This window comes from Bradyrhizobium sp. 40 (assembly GCF_023100925.1).
Taxonomy (GTDB): domain Bacteria; phylum Pseudomonadota; class Alphaproteobacteria; order Rhizobiales; family Xanthobacteraceae; genus Bradyrhizobium.
Genome location: NZ_CP064688.1, coordinates 3,341,214 through 3,359,188 on the forward strand (window position 1 = coordinate 3,341,214; position 17,975 = coordinate 3,359,188).

The 17,975-nt window shown below is 60.8% G+C and carries 16 protein-coding genes; 10 read left to right on the forward strand and 6 right to left on the reverse strand.

Annotation, left to right across the window (positions count from 1 at the left end; all coding sequences use genetic code 11):
- Nucleotides 1-22: 22 nt before the first annotated feature.
- From IVB40_RS16280 to IVB40_RS16305, 6 genes are all read right to left on the reverse strand, one after another.
- A complete protein-coding gene (locus tag IVB40_RS16280) occupies nucleotides 23-364 on the reverse strand; it encodes an NADH-quinone oxidoreductase subunit K (RefSeq protein ID WP_247819549.1) in 342 nt (113 codons plus the stop codon).
- Nucleotides 364-1,305, reverse strand: a complete 942-nt coding sequence (locus IVB40_RS16285) for a hydrogenase subunit MbhD domain-containing protein (RefSeq protein ID WP_247819306.1) — start codon at nucleotides 1,303-1,305, stop codon at nucleotides 364-366. The genes IVB40_RS16280 and IVB40_RS16285 overlap by 1 nt, the downstream gene beginning before the upstream one ends.
- The gene (locus IVB40_RS16290) at nucleotides 1,302-1,592 is read right to left on the reverse strand and encodes a monovalent cation/H(+) antiporter subunit G (protein WP_247356193.1); all 291 of its coding nucleotides are present in this window, start codon (nucleotides 1,590-1,592) and stop codon (nucleotides 1,302-1,304) included. Before IVB40_RS16290 ends, IVB40_RS16285 begins: the two co-directional genes overlap by 4 nt.
- Nucleotides 1,589-1,879, reverse strand: coding sequence for a monovalent cation/H+ antiporter complex subunit F (locus IVB40_RS16295; RefSeq protein WP_247356195.1), 291 nt, complete (start codon nucleotides 1,877-1,879; stop codon nucleotides 1,589-1,591). The genes IVB40_RS16290 and IVB40_RS16295 overlap by 4 nt, the downstream gene beginning before the upstream one ends.
- Entirely contained in the window at nucleotides 1,872-2,525 is a 654-nt protein-coding gene (locus IVB40_RS16300; protein ID WP_247819307.1) for a Na+/H+ antiporter subunit E, read from the reverse strand. The genes IVB40_RS16295 and IVB40_RS16300 overlap by 8 nt, the downstream gene beginning before the upstream one ends.
- Before the next feature lie 134 nt (nucleotides 2,526-2,659).
- Nucleotides 2,660-2,905, reverse strand: a complete 246-nt coding sequence (locus IVB40_RS16305) for a DUF3551 domain-containing protein (protein WP_346015280.1) — start codon at nucleotides 2,903-2,905, stop codon at nucleotides 2,660-2,662.
- Nucleotides 2,906-3,238: 333 nt separating this feature from the next.
- Between IVB40_RS16305 and IVB40_RS16310 the strand changes: the two genes are divergently transcribed.
- The 10 genes from IVB40_RS16310 (at nucleotide 3,239) to IVB40_RS16355 (ending at nucleotide 17,863) form a co-directional block, all read left to right on the forward strand.
- Complete coding sequence (locus IVB40_RS16310) at nucleotides 3,239-4,348, forward strand: efflux RND transporter periplasmic adaptor subunit (RefSeq protein WP_247819308.1); 1,110 nt, start codon at nucleotides 3,239-3,241, stop codon at nucleotides 4,346-4,348.
- The gene (locus IVB40_RS16315) at nucleotides 4,345-7,458 is read left to right on the forward strand and encodes an efflux RND transporter permease subunit (RefSeq protein ID WP_247819309.1); all 3,114 of its coding nucleotides are present in this window, start codon (nucleotides 4,345-4,347) and stop codon (nucleotides 7,456-7,458) included. Before IVB40_RS16310 ends, IVB40_RS16315 begins: the two co-directional genes overlap by 4 nt.
- 167 nt (nucleotides 7,459-7,625) lie before the next feature.
- Complete coding sequence (locus IVB40_RS16320) at nucleotides 7,626-9,059, forward strand: basic amino acid/polyamine antiporter (RefSeq protein ID WP_247356200.1); 1,434 nt, start codon at nucleotides 7,626-7,628, stop codon at nucleotides 9,057-9,059.
- Nucleotides 9,060-9,082: 23 nt separating this feature from the next.
- Nucleotides 9,083-10,330: an arginine deiminase gene (arcA, locus tag IVB40_RS16325; RefSeq protein WP_247435166.1), complete on the forward strand. Its 1,248-nt coding sequence runs from the start codon at nucleotides 9,083-9,085 to the stop codon at nucleotides 10,328-10,330.
- A gap of 98 nt (nucleotides 10,331-10,428) precedes the next feature.
- On the forward strand, nucleotides 10,429-10,995 hold the full coding sequence (locus IVB40_RS16330) for a hypothetical protein (RefSeq protein ID WP_247819310.1): 567 nt from the start codon (nucleotides 10,429-10,431) through the stop codon (nucleotides 10,993-10,995).
- 212 nt (nucleotides 10,996-11,207) lie between these two features.
- Entirely contained in the window at nucleotides 11,208-12,020 is an 813-nt protein-coding gene (locus tag IVB40_RS16335; protein WP_247819311.1) for an outer membrane beta-barrel protein, read from the forward strand.
- 661 nt (nucleotides 12,021-12,681) lie between these two features.
- Nucleotides 12,682-13,824: an ATP-binding protein gene (locus tag IVB40_RS16340; protein ID WP_247819312.1), complete on the forward strand. Its 1,143-nt coding sequence runs from the start codon at nucleotides 12,682-12,684 to the stop codon at nucleotides 13,822-13,824.
- 109 nt (nucleotides 13,825-13,933) lie between these two features.
- Complete coding sequence (locus IVB40_RS16345; protein ID WP_247398134.1) at nucleotides 13,934-14,551, forward strand: response regulator transcription factor; 618 nt, start codon at nucleotides 13,934-13,936, stop codon at nucleotides 14,549-14,551.
- A 153-nt stretch (nucleotides 14,552-14,704) separates the two neighbouring features.
- A complete protein-coding gene (locus tag IVB40_RS16350) occupies nucleotides 14,705-15,340 on the forward strand; it encodes a response regulator transcription factor (RefSeq protein ID WP_247356206.1) in 636 nt (211 codons plus the stop codon).
- Nucleotides 15,341-15,766: 426 nt separating this feature from the next.
- Nucleotides 15,767-17,863 (forward strand): adenylate/guanylate cyclase domain-containing protein, encoded by a 2,097-nt coding sequence (locus IVB40_RS16355; protein ID WP_247819313.1) that lies wholly within the window; start codon nucleotides 15,767-15,769, stop codon nucleotides 17,861-17,863.
- Nucleotides 17,864-17,975: the final 112 nt, after the last annotated feature.

Sequence of the window (17,975 nt, forward strand, 5' to 3'; positions counted from 1 at the left end):
GGTGCGGGGGCAGCGGGCAGCATCAGTCACCGGGTGAATCGGAGTGCAGGCTCGTCGGTGCGGGATTGCCGAGCGTGGTGGAGCCCGCGGTGTCGAACAACCGGAGCAACAAGGCGATCGCCAGGGCAGTTGCGGAAAAGGCGACCACGATGCCCGTGATCACCAGTGCCTGTGGCACCGGGTCGTTGCCAACGCTCGCCCCAGCGCCCCTGCGTCCGACGAGGCCGAACAGAAGAAACACGCCGCTGCCGATCAGGTTGAATGCGAGGATCTTGCGGAGCGGTTGCGGGTTCGTAATCAGGCCGTACAGCCCAAGCCCAACCAACGCGGCGGCACACATTCCAAACACTATTGCGCTGCTCATCATCGTGTACTCCTTTCCGGTGGGCCTGCGAGCAACAGGGCGAGAGTCGCCGCGATTGTCGAAATCATCGCGATCTCGATGCCGAGTATCAGGGGCTTTGCGAACTCATCCGGAAAGGCCAAGAACGCCGACGCGAAAAACAACCCTCCAAGGCCGACGAGAAGAAACAGGCCGGGCCCGGCCGTCAGGACAACCCGCAGCCCTCGGCTGCTCACTGGTGGAGTGTCCGTCAATCCGGCCATGATCGCCAGCAGCCACATCGACGCGAGAACAGCGCCGCCTTGGAATGCTCCGCCGGGGTGATCGGCCCCTGTCCACAACATGTAGACGCCAATGACAATGCCCGCGGGGGGCAGCAGTCGGGCGAGGAAGGCGAGCACGCCATCTGGATCGGCTTCGTGCCGGGGTCCCGGACGGCCACCCCAAGCCCCGTCCGACGCAAGCGACCAGACGCCAACGATGGCCAGCAGGAGCACGACCTTCTCGAGCATGGTGTCCATCCCGCGGAACGCCATGAGCACGTTAGTGACAGGGTTAGCCAGTCCGGTTGCGCCGGCATTCGAGACGACGGCCAGCGCAAGGGAGGGTGCCGGATCAGGCAGAAGCAGGATTGCGATGCCCAGCGCCGCCGCGGTCAAGGAACACAATATGGCCGCGCTCAGACGAACGACCTGGCCGGGTCGTTCAGACGCGACCGCCTCGGCATCGCGCAATCGGGCAGCCGCCCCCAACAGAACGACTCCGCCCAGACCTCCGCCGATCGCGGCCTCGGTCAGTGCGACATCGACCGCGTCGAGGCGAACCCAGATCAGCGCAACCAGGAGTCCGTAGGCGACAAATCCCACCGTTGCAGGATAGGTCTCGCGGACAGCGATGGTCCATGTGGCGAGACCCAGCACCACGGCGGCGAGGACGATCTCGAAGGCCGTTGCGATGCTCATCTGGCACCGCTCCGACGTACCGTACGTGCGATCAATTGCGACACCGTGGCGCCAGCAAGAAGCGCGAACACCCAGATGCTGATCAACTTCAACCCTTCCCGCAGGTTTCCTGCTTGGGGAAGCAGCCCGAGCACGACGAAGCCCAGGCCGAGATTGTCGGCTTTGGTCAGGGCGTGCAGCCGGGTCAGAGTGTCGGGAAACCGAAGGAGGCCGACCGTGCCAGCCAAGAAGAAGAACACGCCGGCCGACACGCACGCAATCGTCACGATGTCTCGTACGAGGTTCACTTGTCCTCCGTTGAAACGGCCCCGTCGCTGTTGAGGCGGGACAGCCCCTTCTTGACGAATGCGATGGACGCGAAAGTGGCGAGCAGCGCCAGAATCAATGCCACGTCGACCGACGCGGGAACGCCTGTCACAGTGCCGAGCAGCAGCAGCACGGCAATGCCCCCGGTGCCGATCAATTGCGCGGCCATCATGCGCTCCGCGTCGGTGGGGCCGCGCAAGATCGATACCAGGCCGAGCGCCAGCAGCGCCAGGATCAGGCCGACCGCTGCGGTCAGGAACTCAGTCATTGTAGAGCGCCCGGACCAGCGCCGCTTCCTCGGCGGCGAGATCGGCGAGGACCGGCTGAGTGATGTCGAGACAATGATAGATGATATGGCCGCTCTCCTCTCCGGCTGGCACCGTCCCGGGCAACAGGCTGGTGAGCGTTGTGAACACGTTCTGCCGTACGCCACGGGATAGCTGGGTCGGATAGGCTAGAAAGCCCGGATGAAGCGGCAAACGCGGATTCAACGCGCGGCCGGCAACGTCCAACCCGGCTACGACCGAGTGATACAGGAAAAGCAGAACCAGGCGGGCAACGGCGGGAAGAGAACGCCGCGCGCTGCTCGGCTCCAGAAAGTAAAGGCTTGTCCAGGTCGCTGCGACAACTGCGGCTACTGCTGCGGGAATGTCTCCGACCTGAGCGCCCGCGAGCACGAGCCAGAGGCAGCCGAACCCGGCCGCTCGCAAAGCCGCGCTCGACCATCGGACCCTGGAGGCGTTTCGCGCCGGCTCGTCTGGTCTTCCCGAGTATTCGCTCATGCTCGAAGCCCTCGATCGGCGTCGCATGGCATTGCCGAGCTTCGGGGCGTCCGGAGGGACCGGCTCGGCCTGTTTGATGAGGACGGACCCAGACGGCAGCGTCGCATTGGGGATCTGCAGTTTGAGATCCATCTTCGGCCTTCGGCGTGACCGCGAGTAGCGGTACATCGTCATCCAGAATGGTTCAGAAGGTGCCGCCGAGTCGTTCGTCCGGCGCCACCTTCTTGGATGAGATTTCGCAATCGTGCCGCTCAGCCCGCGCAAGACTAGCGTGACGCCTGGCGCCGGAAGCAGCTTCCGCCTCGTCCGCTCCTGGATGCCCGGCATTGCTCCTCAGTTGAGTAACCACAGTGCGTCATGCCCTGTTTCTTCGAACACCATGATCCAGCCGCGTTGGCCGGAGTAGCCGTTGGCAGAATCGCCAACGTTCCCAGAATTGCGGCTGTGGCTAGGATAAACATTCGCATTTGAATTCTCCTGATCCGGCGGTTTGAGGCACGTTCAAGCGTCATCGTTCGAGTCGGTTTCGCGTCAGCCCGGCTACTTGCCGGTCATGCGAAGTACGAGTAGCGGACGGCTCTATTGCAGGGTGCTACTGCTTCACCTGACAATCCCATCATGTGTCGCCAGTCGAACAGGCGATATCGGGTGATTGCCTGACCGGGTTGTCGGGAATCTCCCAAGGCACGAATGCTCGCGCACATGATTACATCCGGATGAACAGGTAGATTTCCCGATGTTTGCGGCGGACCCCTTAGCCGAAAATGCCGGCGGCGAGACCGGGATACCGCGACCTCGGGAAGGCCGATCTACTTGGCGACACTCACTTCCGGAACGAAGAGCTCATGTCCACGCGTGGCGGCCATTCCACACCTCGACACGTCATTACTTTTGCGTTCGTGGCGGCGCTCTCGCCTGTGCTGGCAGGCTGCGGAAGAGAGACCGCAGCGGATGACCCGCCGGCGCCACGAATTGTGCGCACAGCGACCGTTGAAAAGCGCAAGATCACCACACCCCTGACCTTCTCCGGGCGGATCGAAGCAGAAGATGAAGTGAATGTTGCGTTCCGGATATCCGGGCGGCTTTTGAGCAATGACAGCAAGGTCGGCGACCGGGTCAAGGCCGGCCAGGTTCTAGCGCGATTGGAGTCCCAGAACGAGCTGAATGCGCTGCGCCAGGCGCAGGCGGCTCTCGCCGCGGCCCAGGGACAAATGACGCAGGCACGCAATCACTTTGATCGTCAGGAGACGTTGCTGGCGCAGGGTTGGACCACACGTGTCAATTACGATGCCGCGACCCAAGCGCAGCAAACGGCCCGATCGCAGGTCGATGCCGCCGAAGCGGCACTCAGTTCCGCGCATGACTTGGTCGGGTTCACGGAACTGAAGGCCGACGCGCCCGGGGTGATTACTGCGACCGGCCCGGGAGCTGGCGAAGTGGTGCAGGCGGGACAGATGATCGCGAGAATCGCGCGCCAAGATGGTCGCGATGCTGTCTTCGACGTGCCTTCCCAGTTGGTCCGGTCAGCTTCAGCCGAGCCGGAGGTCGACGTCAGCCTTGCGGATGATCCGGCGATTAACGCCAAGGGGCGCGTGCGCGAGGTTGCGGCGCAAGCCAGTGCCGTGACTCGGACCTTCGAGGTCAGGGTCGGCCTGACCGATCCTCCGGCGGCGATGCGCCTTGGGGCGACGGTCGTGGGGCGGGTGAGCACGAGCGCAGGGCCGATGATCGATATACCGGCCTCCGCCCTGACGAGGATGAACCAACGTCCCGCGGTGTGGATCGTCGACCCCACCCTCGGTACGGTCTCGGTGCGCAATGTGGACGTTCTGCGGTTCGATGAAGCCCAAGCGGTGATTGCGCAAGGACTGGATACCGGCGAGGTCATTGTCACCGCCGGGGTGCAGGCACTTCATCCTGGCCAGAAGGTCCGGGTTCTCGGATCAGAGCAATGAGCGGGGTCAATCTTTCCGATTGGGCGCTGAAACACCGCTCGCTCGTCGTCTACATGATGATCATTGCGGTGGTCGCGGGCGGTCTGTTCTATTTCCGCCTGGGTCGGAACGAAGATCCGGCCTTCATCATCAAGACGATGGTCGTTCAAGCCGCTTGGCCGGGGGCCTCCGTAGAGGAGACGATGAAGCAGGTGACGGAGCGCCTCGAACGTCGCCTGCAGGAAACACCGCATCTCGACTTCCTTCGCAGCTTCACGAGGGCAGGTGTCTCGACCGTATTCGTAAATCTAAAAGGTAGTGCCAGTGCGAGAGAGGTCACGGACACTTGGTACCACGTGCGCAAGTCGATCGGTGACATGCGCTATACGCTGCCCGCCGGAGTCATCGGTCCGGGGTTCAACGACGAATTCGGCGATACTTTCGGGATCATCTACGGCTTCACGAGCGACGGTTTTACCCAGCGCGAGCTGCGTGACCAAGTCGAGGAGATCCGCTCAAAGTTGCTGATGATTCCCGACGTGTCGAAAATCGAGCTCCTTGGCGAGCAGGACGAAGCGATCTTCGTCGAGTTCTCCACTAAGGAGCTCGCGGCAATCGGAGTCGATCGGTCCGCCCTTATTGCGGCCCTTCAGTCGCAAAACATCGTCCGCCCGGCCGGAACGGTACAGACGAGCGCCGAGAGTATCTCGCTACGAGTGTCCGGCGGCTTTCAGTCCGAGCAGGACATCGCCGGCATCAATTTTTCCGCGGGCGGGCGCATGCTCCGCCTGAGCGACATCGCGCGGGTGCGTCGCGGTTACACAGACCCGCCCCACCCGATGTTTCGAGTCAATGGAAAGCCGGCCATAGGACTCGCAATCGCCATGAGAGATGGCGGGGATATTCTTGCGCTGGGTGCGAACATCACCAAGGCGATGGCGCAGATTACCGCGGGACTCCCGATAGGCATCGAGCCCAGCCTGGTCGCGGACCAGCCCGTCGTGGTCAACCACGCAATTCGAGAATTCATGGTTTCGCTGCTGCAGGCCGTCGCCATCATCATGGTCGTCAGTTTCATCAGCCTGGGCGTGCGTCCGGGCCTGATCATCGCGCTGGCGATACCGTTGACGCTGGCTATCGTTATGCCGATCATGGGACTGCTCAGCATCGATATGCAGCGTATATCGCTCGGTGCGCTGATCATAGCGCTCGCGCTGCTGGTCGACGATGCCATGACCACGACGGACGCGACCCTGACCAAATTGGCGGAAGGTGCGAGCAAGATCGAGGCGGCTACTTTCGCCTACCGGACCCATGCGATGGCGATGCTCGCTGGCACGCTGGTGACCATCGCGGGCTTCATTCCTGTCGGCTTTGCGGCGAGCTCCGCTGGAGAATACACTTTCTCGCTCTTCGCGGTCGTCACCATCGCGCTGCTGGTGTCCTGGATGGTCGCGGTCATTTTCACGCCGCTATTGGGCGCCGCCATCCTTGTCCCGCCCGAGCGGGGCAAGTCGGCGGACCCGGGCAGGATTTTCCGGATATACCGTCATTTTCTGACCTTGGCGATGCGCGCGAAATGGCTCACGATCGCAACTTCCCTGGCGCTCTTCGTCGCGTCGGTCCTTGCAATGCCGCTGATCCCGCGGCAGTTTTTTCCGTCATCGGATCGTCCGGAGCTGCTGGTCGATATCAGCCTGCCGCAGAACGCTTCGATCTACGCGAGCGAAGCAGCGGCGAAGCGCCTGGATGCGGCGCTTGCGACCGACCCCGACGTGGCTCGGTGGAGCACTTATGTCGGACGGGGCGCCATCCGCTTCTACTTGCCCCTCAACGTCCAGCTCCCGAACGATTTCTTCACGCAGATCGTGGTGATCGCGAAGGACGTCGCCGCTCGGGATCGCCTGCATGTGAAGCTAGAAAAAACGCTGGCCGAAGAATTCCCCAAGGCGATCGCGTTCGTCTCGCCGCTCGAGCTCGGGCCGCCGGTCGGTTGGCCGATTCAGTACCGGGTCAGCGGGCCAGACGTCGAACGGGTGCGCGAGATCGCGCTTCAGGTCGGGCAGATCGTCGCGTCCAGTCCGGACACTAAGCAAACGAATTTCGATTGGATGGAGCCCGACCGGCAGGTCCGTATTCGCGTGGATCAGAACGAGGCGCGGCAACTCGGCCTGAGCTCACAGGCGATTGCGACCGTTTTGAACGCCGTCATCACGGGCACGCCTGTCACTCAGGTCCGCGATGATATCTATCTCGTCAACGTGGTGGCGCGCGCGACTGACGAGCAGAGGGTCTCGCTGGACAGTCTGCGCAACCTGCAAGTAGCGCTGGGCGGCGGACAGACCGTTCCTCTCAGTCAATTTGCTTCCTTCGAATATGACCAGGAATTCCCGCTCGTCTGGCGTCGGGACCGCGTTCCGACTTTGACGGTCCAGGCTGCCATCGACGGTGACAAATTGCCGGAAGGCGTTGTCGCCTCGCTGTTGCCGGCCATCGAGAAGTTCCAGAAGACCCTTCCGCCATCGTACAGAGTGGTCGTCGGCGGCACGGTAGAGGAGAGCCAAAAGTCGCAGGCATCCGTGCTGGCGGTCGTTCCAGTGATGCTGTTCGTCATGTTTACGGTCCTCATGGTCCAGCTCCAGAGCTTCCCGAGGCTGTTCATGGTCCTCAGCGTGGCGCCGCTCGGACTGATCGGGGTCGTCGCCGCGTTGATGCTTTCCGGGAGGCCGCTCGGCTTCGTTGCCATCCTGGGTGTCCTTGCGCTCTTGGGTATGATCAGCAAGAACGCGGTCATTCTGATCGGTCAGATCGACGCGGAGCGCGCGATCGGCAAGTCGCCTTGGGAAGCCGCGGTAGACGCTAGCAGCTCCCGGTTCCGGCCGATCATGTTGACAGCGATATCGACTGTCCTTGGGATGATTCCGATTGCGCCGACAGTGTTTTGGGGACCGATGGCATTCGCCATCATGGGTGGCTTGCTGGTTGCGACGGTTCTCACCCTCGTCTTCTTGCCGACGATTTATGTTGCCTGGTTCGGCGCGACCGACTCGGCAATCGACCCGGCGCTGAGCAAGACTCCGGAATCGGGAAAGCAAAGCCGGATAGGGGAATCCTCACCTTCGGCTAGGTAGTCAACCTGATGTGCCGGCCGTCGTGCGTCTGTGATGATCGGAGAAGCTATTCCAGTCGCCGTTCGCACCGACCGCCTGGTGGTTGCCATGTGCGACGCAGAAATCGTGTCCCGTCGGGCGTCGCGCGTCGTTCGTCGTGGATAAATGCATAGGATTGGGACGCCTCCATGAGCACAAAAACGGACGTCCAGAGGCTGCCGCTGCGGACCCTGACCGCCATGGTGGTGGGCGGCATGGTCGGCGCCGGCGTGTTCTCGATACCGCGCAACTTCGCGCAGGCGACCGGCATCTACGGGGCGCTCATCGCTTGGGCCATCGCCGGAGCCGGGATGCTCATGCTGTGTTTCGTCTTCCAGACCTTGGCCAACCGCAAGCCCGATCTGGATGCCGGTGTCTACGCATACGCGCGGGCGGGGTTTGGGCCCTACGTCGGCTTCTTTTCCGCGTTCGGCTATTGGGCGAGCGCCTGCGTCGGCAACGTCTCGTACTGGATCCTGATCAAGTCGACGCTCGGCGCGTTCTTTCCGGTTCTGGGGCAGGGCAATACGTTGCCCGCAGTGCTCATCTCCTCGGTCGGTATATGGGCGTTCCATTTTCTGGTGCTGCGCGGCGTGAAGGAAGCAGCCGGAATCAACGCGATCGTCACGGTGGCCAAGATCATCCCGCTGTTGTTGTTCGTGGTGTTATCAATCTTCTTCCTCAAGCCATCGGTGTTCGCAGACAACCTGTGGGGCGGCACCGCGGGTGACTACGGCAACCTGTTCGAGCAGGTCAAGGCGACGATGCTGGTGACCGTCTTCGTATTCTTAGGGATTGAGGGGGCCAGCAACTATTCGCGGTTCGCGGAGAAGCGCGAAGACGTGGGTGTCGCCACCGTCACGGGATTCCTTGGAGTGCTGGCGCTGTTCGCATCGGTGTCGATACTCGCTTACGGCGTCCTGCCACGCGCGGAGATCGCGCAGCTTCGTCAGCCCTCCGTCGGTGGCGTGCTCGAGGCTGCGGTCGGGCAATGGGGTGCGGTTTTCATTGGTGCCGGCGTAATTGTCTCGGTTCTTGGAGCCTATCTGGCGTGGACGATGATGGCTGCCGAGGTGCTTTCCGTTGCAGCGAAGAAGCGGGATATGCCCACCTTCCTGGCGCGAGAGAACGTCAATCAAGTGCCATCGGCGGCGCTGCTAATGACCACGCTGCTGATTCAGGCGGTGCTCGTCGCGACGCTGTTCTCCGACGACGCCTTCACGTTCGCGCTGTCGCTATGTAGTCATCTTTCGTTGATTCCCTATTTCTTGTCCGCTGCGTTCGCGTTGATGCTGGTCTATCGCAGGGAAACCTACGAGAAGGATTCACGCGACCTCCGCAAGGATACCATCATCGCGGTTTTGGCGACGATCTACACGATATTCCTGTTGTTCGCCGGCGGGACCAAATTCCTGCTGCTCGGCTTCATCATCTACGCACCCGGCACCATCCTGTACTACATCACGCGGAATGAGCAGGGCAAACAACTGTTCACGCCGGCCGAGTGGGTCTTGTTCGCGGTAGCGGTGATCGGATGCGTCGTCGGTATCCATGGCCTCGCCACCGGCTACATCAGCATCTAGCCCCGGTACGAAAGGATTCAGCAATGGCGAATTCCCCAGCTTTCGGCGTTCATTCGGAAGTCGGTCAGCTCCGCAAGGTGATGGTCTGCGCGCCCGGTCGCGCGCATCAGCGGCTCACACCGTCGAACTGCGATCAGCTGCTGTTCGACGATGTTCTCTGGGTGGAGAACGCCAAGCGTGACCATTTCGACTTCGTCACCAAGATGCGCGACCGAGGCGTCGATGTGGTTGAAATGCACAACTTGCTGGCCGAAACGATGTCGGTACCCGAAGGCAAGAAGTGGATTCTCGACAACCAGGTTGTGCCGGATCAGGTCGGGCTCGGCTTCATCGACGAACTGAGAAGCTACCTTGCAGGCTTGGACAATCGCAAGCTGGCGGAAACGTTGATCGGTGGCTTGTCCATCCATGACTTTCCCGAGGAGCATGGCGGCCAGGCGATCAAGATAGTCAAGGAGGCGGCTGGCGCCACCGAGTACCTGCTGCCGCCACTGCCGAACACGCTCTACACGCGCGACACCACCTGCTGGATCTACGGCGGCGTGACGCTCAATTCGCTTTTTTGGCCGGCAAGGCACGAGGAAACAATCCTCGCGACGGCGATCTACAAGTTCCACCCCGACTTTGCTGGCAAGGTCAATGTGTGGTGGGGCGACCCCACGCACGACCATGGGCTAGCTACGTTGGAGGGTGGTGACGTGATGCCGATCGGCAAAGGAGTTGTGCTGATCGGGATGAGCGAACGCACGTCTCGCCAGGCGATCAGTCAACTCGCGGCGACGCTGTTTCAGAAGAAGGCGGCGGAACGCGTGATCGTCGCGGCGATGCCCAAGATCCGCGCCGCCATGCATCTCGACACCGTATTCACGTTCGCGGACCGCGATTGCGTCCTGACCGCGCCCGACTTCATCAACCAGACGCGCACCTATTCCTATCGCCCGAGCGATCACCCGAGCGGGCTTGAGTTGCACCCCGAGAACAAGCCATTTGTCAGCGTCGTCGAGGAAGCGCTCGGCCTCAAGAAACTTCGCGTAGTCGAGGCTGGTGGAAGCGACTATCAGCGCGAGCGCACACAATGGGACAGCGGCGCCAACCTTGTCTGTGCGTCGCCGGGCGTGGTGTATGCCTACGACCGCAACACCTACACAAACACCCTACTGCGCAAGGAAGGTATCGAAGTTATCACCATCGTGGGGGCGGAGCTGGGCCGGGGTCGAGGCGGTGGTCACTGCATGACCTGTCCGATAATCCGGGACGCCGTGGACTACTAGCAAGGTAGGGGTAGGGACTGCTCTGGTGCGACGACAAGCTTCGCGGACCTGGAACTCCGGGGCAGCCGCCTCCTCGGCGACTGCCGGAAGTGACACACATGCAAGTGCACGCTTTGAGCAACGCAGGTCTCGGCAGGATCGTCATCAGACTTTCCAATCCGCTGCAACTGTTCAACACACTTGATCCGGCGCCATTTCGCGAGAAGGAGCTCGCAACCGAGGCAGAGCGATACATCGCCGACCAGGCTGAAGATATCGCGAAAGCCGCTCCCATCCAAATCGTGATTCATCTAGCCTGGGCGGGCTCCTTGGATGCGATCGTGCCGGATTTGGCTCCGGCCGTGGCGCAGCATTTCCTGCTGCGCGCTCACGAAAAATCGAGAGAGCTGCAAGTTCTATTCAAGTCAGGGCGCCGCTCACTGATCGTAGGCGTTGCGATCCTCTCCAGCTGTCTTGCGGTTGGATGGCTGGCGGGCCTGGTCCTTGGAGATGGACCTCTCCCGGACATTCTGAGGGAAAGCTTCTTGATTCTGGGCTGGGTGGCGATCTGGAAGCCGTCAGAAATTTTTCTCTACGGTTGGCCCGCGATCATGGAGCAGCGGCGGCTTTTCGAACGGCTCTCGGCTGCCGTGGTTGTCGTGGCTGCCGTTTCGGAGCCCGATTAGTGACGCGGCACGCCGATCAAGGAAGCACCGCTATGAGGACTGCCTGTCGATCTTTTCTGCGCGCCCTTGAGCAATTGCGCACCCATTCGCGTGCTCTCTCTGTCACAGGCGGCCGCAATCTCTGCGAGCATTGTTTGTGCGGGTTGACAATCGATAGGCCAAGCCTATCGTGCTCGCTTGTTGGGGCAGGGCCGACAATCTCGAGGATTCGGATGCGTGTATCTGGATTTCTTTTGCAGATGATTGGACTCTTGGGTTCGACTGCCGCGCTTGCAGCTGACGTGGATCTGAGGGACTTCAAGGCGGATCCGCCGCCGCTCGCTCCGCCTTCTTGGAGTATCGTTGGCTCGGTCTCGCCAACCTTTACTGACAACGCCCTGTTCAGCCGCAACAATCGCAGATCAGATGCCTATTATGAGCCCGATATCAGCGCCAGGCTGGATGGCTATTTGACAGCAGACCTGTCGTATAGACTCTATGCGCGTGCGCAATACGAAGCTTACGCGACGGAGAAGGACAGCAATTTTGGGATCGCGCGCTTGGGTGGGCGGTTGACCGAAAATTGGAACGGCTGGAGATTCTCCGCGATCTACGAGAACCGCTACGACTTCGACGGCGTCTATCGCGACCTCGCGTTCACCTCGCATGACGTGATGGGTTCCGTGGCTCGTGACTTCCAGGTTGCGAATGTAACGCTGTCGCCATTGTGGCTGCTGACTTACCGCTTTTCTGATTTGGCCGAGGCCCGCCGCTGGCGCTTTGATGCCGTTCTTGGCATTGAGGTCAAACTCGATCCGAAATGGTCGATTGTGAGCGCGCCTTTGTTCGAAGCCTACTGGTTCACCGATGGATTGAATTCCGGGCGGCGGGACCGGCTCTATTCGGCCGACATAGGATTGAAGTATAATTTTGCCAGCAATCTGTCGCTCACCACCACCGTGCTCTACGAAGCGCGGACGTCCAACGTTCCGCTGCGGAACTACAGAGATCTGCGGGTCGGGCCGCGGCTCGATTTTGCCTTTTGAGAGGGTATCTGAGAATGCTTGCGAGACGCCTGTCCGTCCTGCTGGGAATGAGTTTCGGGATCATGGCGGCGAGCGCCGCAGCGGCGGATCCTCGTGACTCCGTCGACCGAAGCCAGCGTATGGACACCGACGCACTGAGGGATGACCTTGGGGAAAACCGACTTCGGGTGCCAGCGCATCCCCTGGTGATTGCGCCGCCGCCACAGAATCCTCCGATCTCTCGGCCGAAGAAGAAGTCCGGTCCTGCCGCCGGTAGTGGTGGATAATCCTTGTTGCGCTGCAGGTCGGCAGCTGTGCGACCTGATGCCGGCTGCCTTTCCTCATCTCTCGTCCCGTCGTTTGCAGCTTGAGCCAGTATGCGACGTTGTTCGCATGTCCGAACGACGAATGATCTCGTCATCATTGTCTCTTCTTTTAACAATAACTCGAAAACAAGCGGGACAAACTGGTACGCCGTTAGCTCATGCCAGTCATGCGCAGGTTTCGAAGTATTCGGAATTAACCCCTTGGTTGTATGAAAAACGAGGAGCATGATGCAGATCATCCCTTAGGGATGTTGTGTAGGTCGCGTCGTCTTGGGAGCGCTGAGCTGGTGATTAGCTAGGTCGATCATCACTCGCCCAAAGTTGGCTTTCAAGGCAGGCCAAAAAGGGTGCCTGGAATGAAGCCGTACAGCCCGCGTGCGAGCTTGTTGAATTCACATGGCGCTCCGCAGCGCCTGCCTTTTGGGGAAGCCCGCAATCGCCCTGATCGGGGCCCTTGGGAAGATCTTCTTTTTGTAGTGCGCCCCCTGCGGGGGGGTAAATTCGCATACGATGGGATGGATCGTGCCTGCGCGGCGCTTCTGCAACTGCCGTCGGGCAATGTGTCTGGGCTCGGTATCTCTCAATGTTGGTCGAGCGAAGATTCTGAAAGCATTTGCGAGGTGTTGCGGACGTGCCTGGAAGAGAAGGTTGAGGTTCGAACTCATCACCGCCTTGCGCTTGGCGGGCTTCGACGCCAGGTCGAAACGACCGTGTTCCCCGTTGTTGAATCCGAGGGAGTGATCGCTCTGCTCGTTGGTCGACATCGCATTCTTCCTGAGGAATCCGATGAATGCGATTCAGATGAACCGGCCGGGCTGGGTGACGATTTGGCTGCCATTCGGGAGGATATACAGCAGCGGATAGCCTCCGAGCTTCACGATTCGACATGCCAGCATCTTGTCGCCGCGAGTCTTGGGCTGGTGCGTATTCGCACCTGCGTCGGCCCGGCAAATGGTGTGGACAGACTTTGCGAGCTTGTCGATGCATCGATCGACCGTGCTCTGAGAGAGATCCGCTCCCTGACGTATTTAATGCATCCCCAGGACGTGGTGGCAGAGGGATTGAAGGCGACCATCGAGTGCTACGCCTGCGGCTTTGCGGCGCGGACGGCGTTGCGTGTCCAGACTGACGTCGACGCCGGCGTGGATCGGTTGTCATACGAGATACAAAGGTCGTTGCTGCGGGTCATTCAAGAAGGGCTCTCGAACATATTCAGGCACGCAAAGGCGACAGAGGTCAAACTGCTCGCCAAAGTGACAGGCGAGCAGTTTCAGCTGACAATAAGCGACAATGGAAGCGGCTTTCCGGCTCACCGTGCCAATCGGTTCGGAACGACCATGATGGGTGTCGGCATTCCCGCCATGAGATCAAGGCTTGCGCATCTTGGCGGCAGTCTCGAGATCCGATCCAATCCTGAAAGCTCCGGGACGATGTTGTACGCGGTATTCCCGCTGCCGAGTGAGGCAAAGCGGCGCAGGCGGCGCTTGCCCTTGCAATGATATAAACCAAGGCAAGCGCTTGAACAGGTTTATGGACGATCGTCGCCCTCAGATGCGACCTTCGGGTCTGGCACTCGATACGGCGGCGTTCGAAGCAGGAGCGCGTGCTATGAAGCGAATCTTGATCGCGGATGATCATGAGGCCGTCCGTTCCGGTATCCGCGCGGTGCTTGCGCAACGTGCTGATTGGGAGGTTGTGGCGGAGGCGAGCGACGGCAAAAAGGCGATTGCTGCCGCGATCGAGAGCAAGCCGCACGTCGCTATCCTCGATTTCTCCATGCCGCGCATGACCGGAGTGGAGGTAACCCGGCGGATCAAGGAATTCTCGCTTCCCATCGAGGTTCTGATATTTACCGTTCACAACTCTGGCCTGTTGGCGCAGCAGGCCTATCTGGCCGGCGCCCGCGCGTTCTTGTCGAAGTCGGATGCGAGCAAGCTGCTGGTTGCTGCTGTCGATTCTCTCCTGGTCCACAAATCATTCGGTATCGGGAGCGGGTTGGACGTTCTCGATAGCGTACCAGTTGGCGGAACTAGGCTGACCCCCCGCGAGCGGCTGGTCGTCAAGCTGGTTGCGGATGGCTATAGCAACAAGGGCATCAGCGCTATCCTGAACCTCAGCGTGAAGACGACAGAGGCTCACCGCGCCGCCGCGATGCGTAAGCTCGGCGTGAATTCGACCGCCGGCCTTGTTCGCTACGCGGTTCGCGCCAAGCTGGTTGCCGACTGATCGACCATCAGGCGGTAGAAACATCCGCGACCCAGTTTCAGGGTTTTGTCGGATAACTTTCCGAAAGATGGCCGATACAGTCGGCCGACTTGGCTGCCGGTCATCTCCGTTGATTGCCCGATAGGATCTGGGTCAACATGCGGGAGCGCCGCCGTGAAGCGCATCGTAATTGCGGATGATCATGAGGTTGTACGGTCGGGCCTGCGCGCGATCGTCCAACTGCGCTCTGATTGGATCGTTTGCGGCGAGGCGTGTGACGGGGAGCAGGCACTAGCGATGGCGGTTGAGACGCGTCCGGACATCCTGATCGCCGACTACTCTATGCCCGTCATGAATGGGCTAGAAGTCAGCCGCCGCCTGGGTGCAATGCACATGCGCGTCGAAGTGTTAATTCTGACGATGCATGAGAGCGAGGAGCTGTTGACGGAGGCTATTCTGGCTGGCGTGCGTGGCTTTCTGTTCAAATCCGACGCGAAGGAGCACCTGTTGTCCGCCATCGACGCTTTGCTCGAACGCAGGCCTTACTTCACGGGCGTGTTGCTTGAGAAACTTCTACGCAACTATCAGATCAACAAGCAAAATAGATCGAGCGTACTGCTCACATCGCGGGAACAGAGTGTGGTCCAGCTCATCGCGGAGGGACATACGAACAAATCGATCGGTTGCATCTTGAAGCTGAGCGTAAAGACCGTCGAGACGCACCGTGCTGCGGCGATGCGCAAGCTTGGGATGTCCTCTACGGCGGAACTTGTTCGCTACGCGATCCGCAAGAAACTAGTCGAGCCTTGAGTGTCGAGGGAGTCGCCTTGTTCGTCATCGGCAACCGACGCGCATCTCGTCGTTTGAAACTAGCTTTCAGGCGCGACGTCCGAACAGTGAAGCAGGGCCTGACGCGGGGAGATAAATTGGCAGGGCTGTATTCGATACGACAGGCTTGCCCCGAGTGCGGCAGGCCGATGAGGGTTTTGCCCGACGAACCGGCGAGGGGGCCGCTGCGCTACACCTGCGCAAAATGCGACGACGACCCGTTGCGCGACCCTACGGCGCGCAACTGGGCGGACGGGCCGCTGCGCCCACCGGAGAAGTGAGCACGGCCAGCATTTCGATCTGACGTACGAGGTTATCCAGGCCTGATTGACCGCGCAGGCGCCGAGCCGCGAGACCATCTCGTCGGAACGGTTCATCCTCGGCGGCAGACACCATCGGGGGCAAAGCATGCCCGATCGCAACCTCAGAATCGGATTCAGAACGTCGATCAGCGCGATCTTCGTTGGAACCGTACTGTTCGTCGGACTGTCATTGGTCTACCTCAGTTTCGAGCGGATCGATGCCATCACCCGGGCGGCTGCCGCATCCTTCTTGGACACCGTCGCGCAGTTATCGGCCGACAGGATCGATGCTCAGTTCATGGCGGTCCGCAACGGCCTGGACATCCTGCATGATCTGCCTTCGGTCCGATCGGCCGCTGTCCGTGACAACCCCAGGCTCTACGCGCTGCTCGCTTCGATGCTCCGGAATAACCTTCACCTTTACAGTCTGTACGCCGGCTACGACGACGGCAGATTTGTGCAGATGGACTACCTCGAGCGGGGAGGAGAGGCCGCGCGCCTGCGGAGCGAGGCGCCAGAAGGGGCAAAATTCCGCCTGGTCGTGATCTCGGGTCCGGACGGCGCAGACTCGACCATCGATTTCCTGCGGGAGGATTTGACGACGATGTCACAGCGGCCAGGCCCTACCGACTACGATCCCCGCCGGCGGCCCTGGTACGCCGGAGCGTTCGAGAAGGACCTGCGGCCGCTGACGGAGCCCTACATCTTTTTCGCTATCGGCCAGCCTGGCTACACGCTTCGGATGCCGATTGCGGGCTCGCCGCGCGGCGTAGTCGCCGGCGACGTCCTGACAAGCGAGGCCGAAGCGCTGCTCCGGAGACAGCAACTGGGGCAATCCGGCACGGTCATCCTGTTCGATGACGAAAACCGCGTGCTGGCCCACCCGCAGATCTCGGAACTCATAGGGCGCACTGGCGGGACGGCCGGTGCGCTCTTGCTGCCGCATCTCGCGGACATCGATCGGATCGGGATCGCGAAAGCGGTAGATGCTTGGAGGACGACGGGCAGCACCCAACAGATATTCCAGGATTCAGGTGGGCGGGCTCATGCCGCCGCGTTCCGCACCATCGCTTCGGCCGGGGCGGCCAATCTTCGACTTGCGGTGTCCGCGCCGATCGACGAATTCTACTCGGAGATCGAAGGCGAACGGCGGCGCCTGTTCGTGGCGGCGCTCGGCTTCGTCTTGGCGGTTTTGCCGATGGTGCTCTGGATGGGCGCGATGATGTCGAAGCGGATGAGGGCGCTTGCCATCGAAACCGATCGCATTCGGCACTTTGACGTCGCAGAGAGTCCGCGCATCCGATCGGTGGTGCGCGAGATCGACGATCTCGGCCACTCTGTTGCCGCCATGAAGAATTTGGTCCGCACATTCTCGAGTTTCATTCCGAAGCGCCTGGTCCGCCAACTGGTTGAAAGCGAAGTTCCCATCGAGCTCGGCGGCGAACGCCGGGAACTGACCGTAATGTTCACGGACGTCGAGAACTTCACGGGTCTCACGGAAACGGCCGAGCCCACCAGCGTGATGCGGACGACCTCGCGCTACTTCTCCGTGCTCTCCGAGGAAATCATGGCAAGACAAGGCACCGTCGACAAGTTCATCGGCGATGCCGTCATGGCCTTCTGGAACGCGCCGACTGACGACGAGCGGCACGTCTCCAACGCATGTCACGCGGCGCTTGCCTGCGTCAAAGCTAACGGCCGGCTGAATGCCGAATTCGCGGCCGAAGGTCTGCCTCCGTTTCGGACCCGGTTCGGTCTGCACGTCGGCGACGTTGTAGTCGGCAACATCGGCTCGCGCGACCGCATGAACTACACAGCTGTAGGTGCTTCCGTGAACCTCGCTGCGCGCCTGGAAGGGTTGAACAGGGACTACGGGACCGCGATACTGGTTAGCGAGACCATCAAAGCGCGGGTAGAGGAAGAGTTTCTCTTCCGCAGCATCGATCGGATCAGCCCCAAGGGATTTTCCGCGAATTTTCAGGTGTACGAGCTCTTATGTGCAAGAACGGACGTGACGGACCAGCAACTGGCGTTGGTCGCGGATTGGGAGCGCGCATACGCGTCATCGGCTGGTACAAGGAAGCGAAAGGATAAAGAGTGGATGGAAGCCTTCTCGATGGCTCAGTCGACAACGCCCCGATCGACATCATTCCAGCTGAATGGTTGGCAAAATGATTGTCGAGAGACTGAGAGACACGAATGAACATCCACGCTGTGATAACTGCACGCTCTATGACGCCGAGCAGACCGCGTATCAAGCCGATGATGTGCGCTCGTGTCCCATCTAGCGGAGAAGTCTTGCGGATCAATGGATC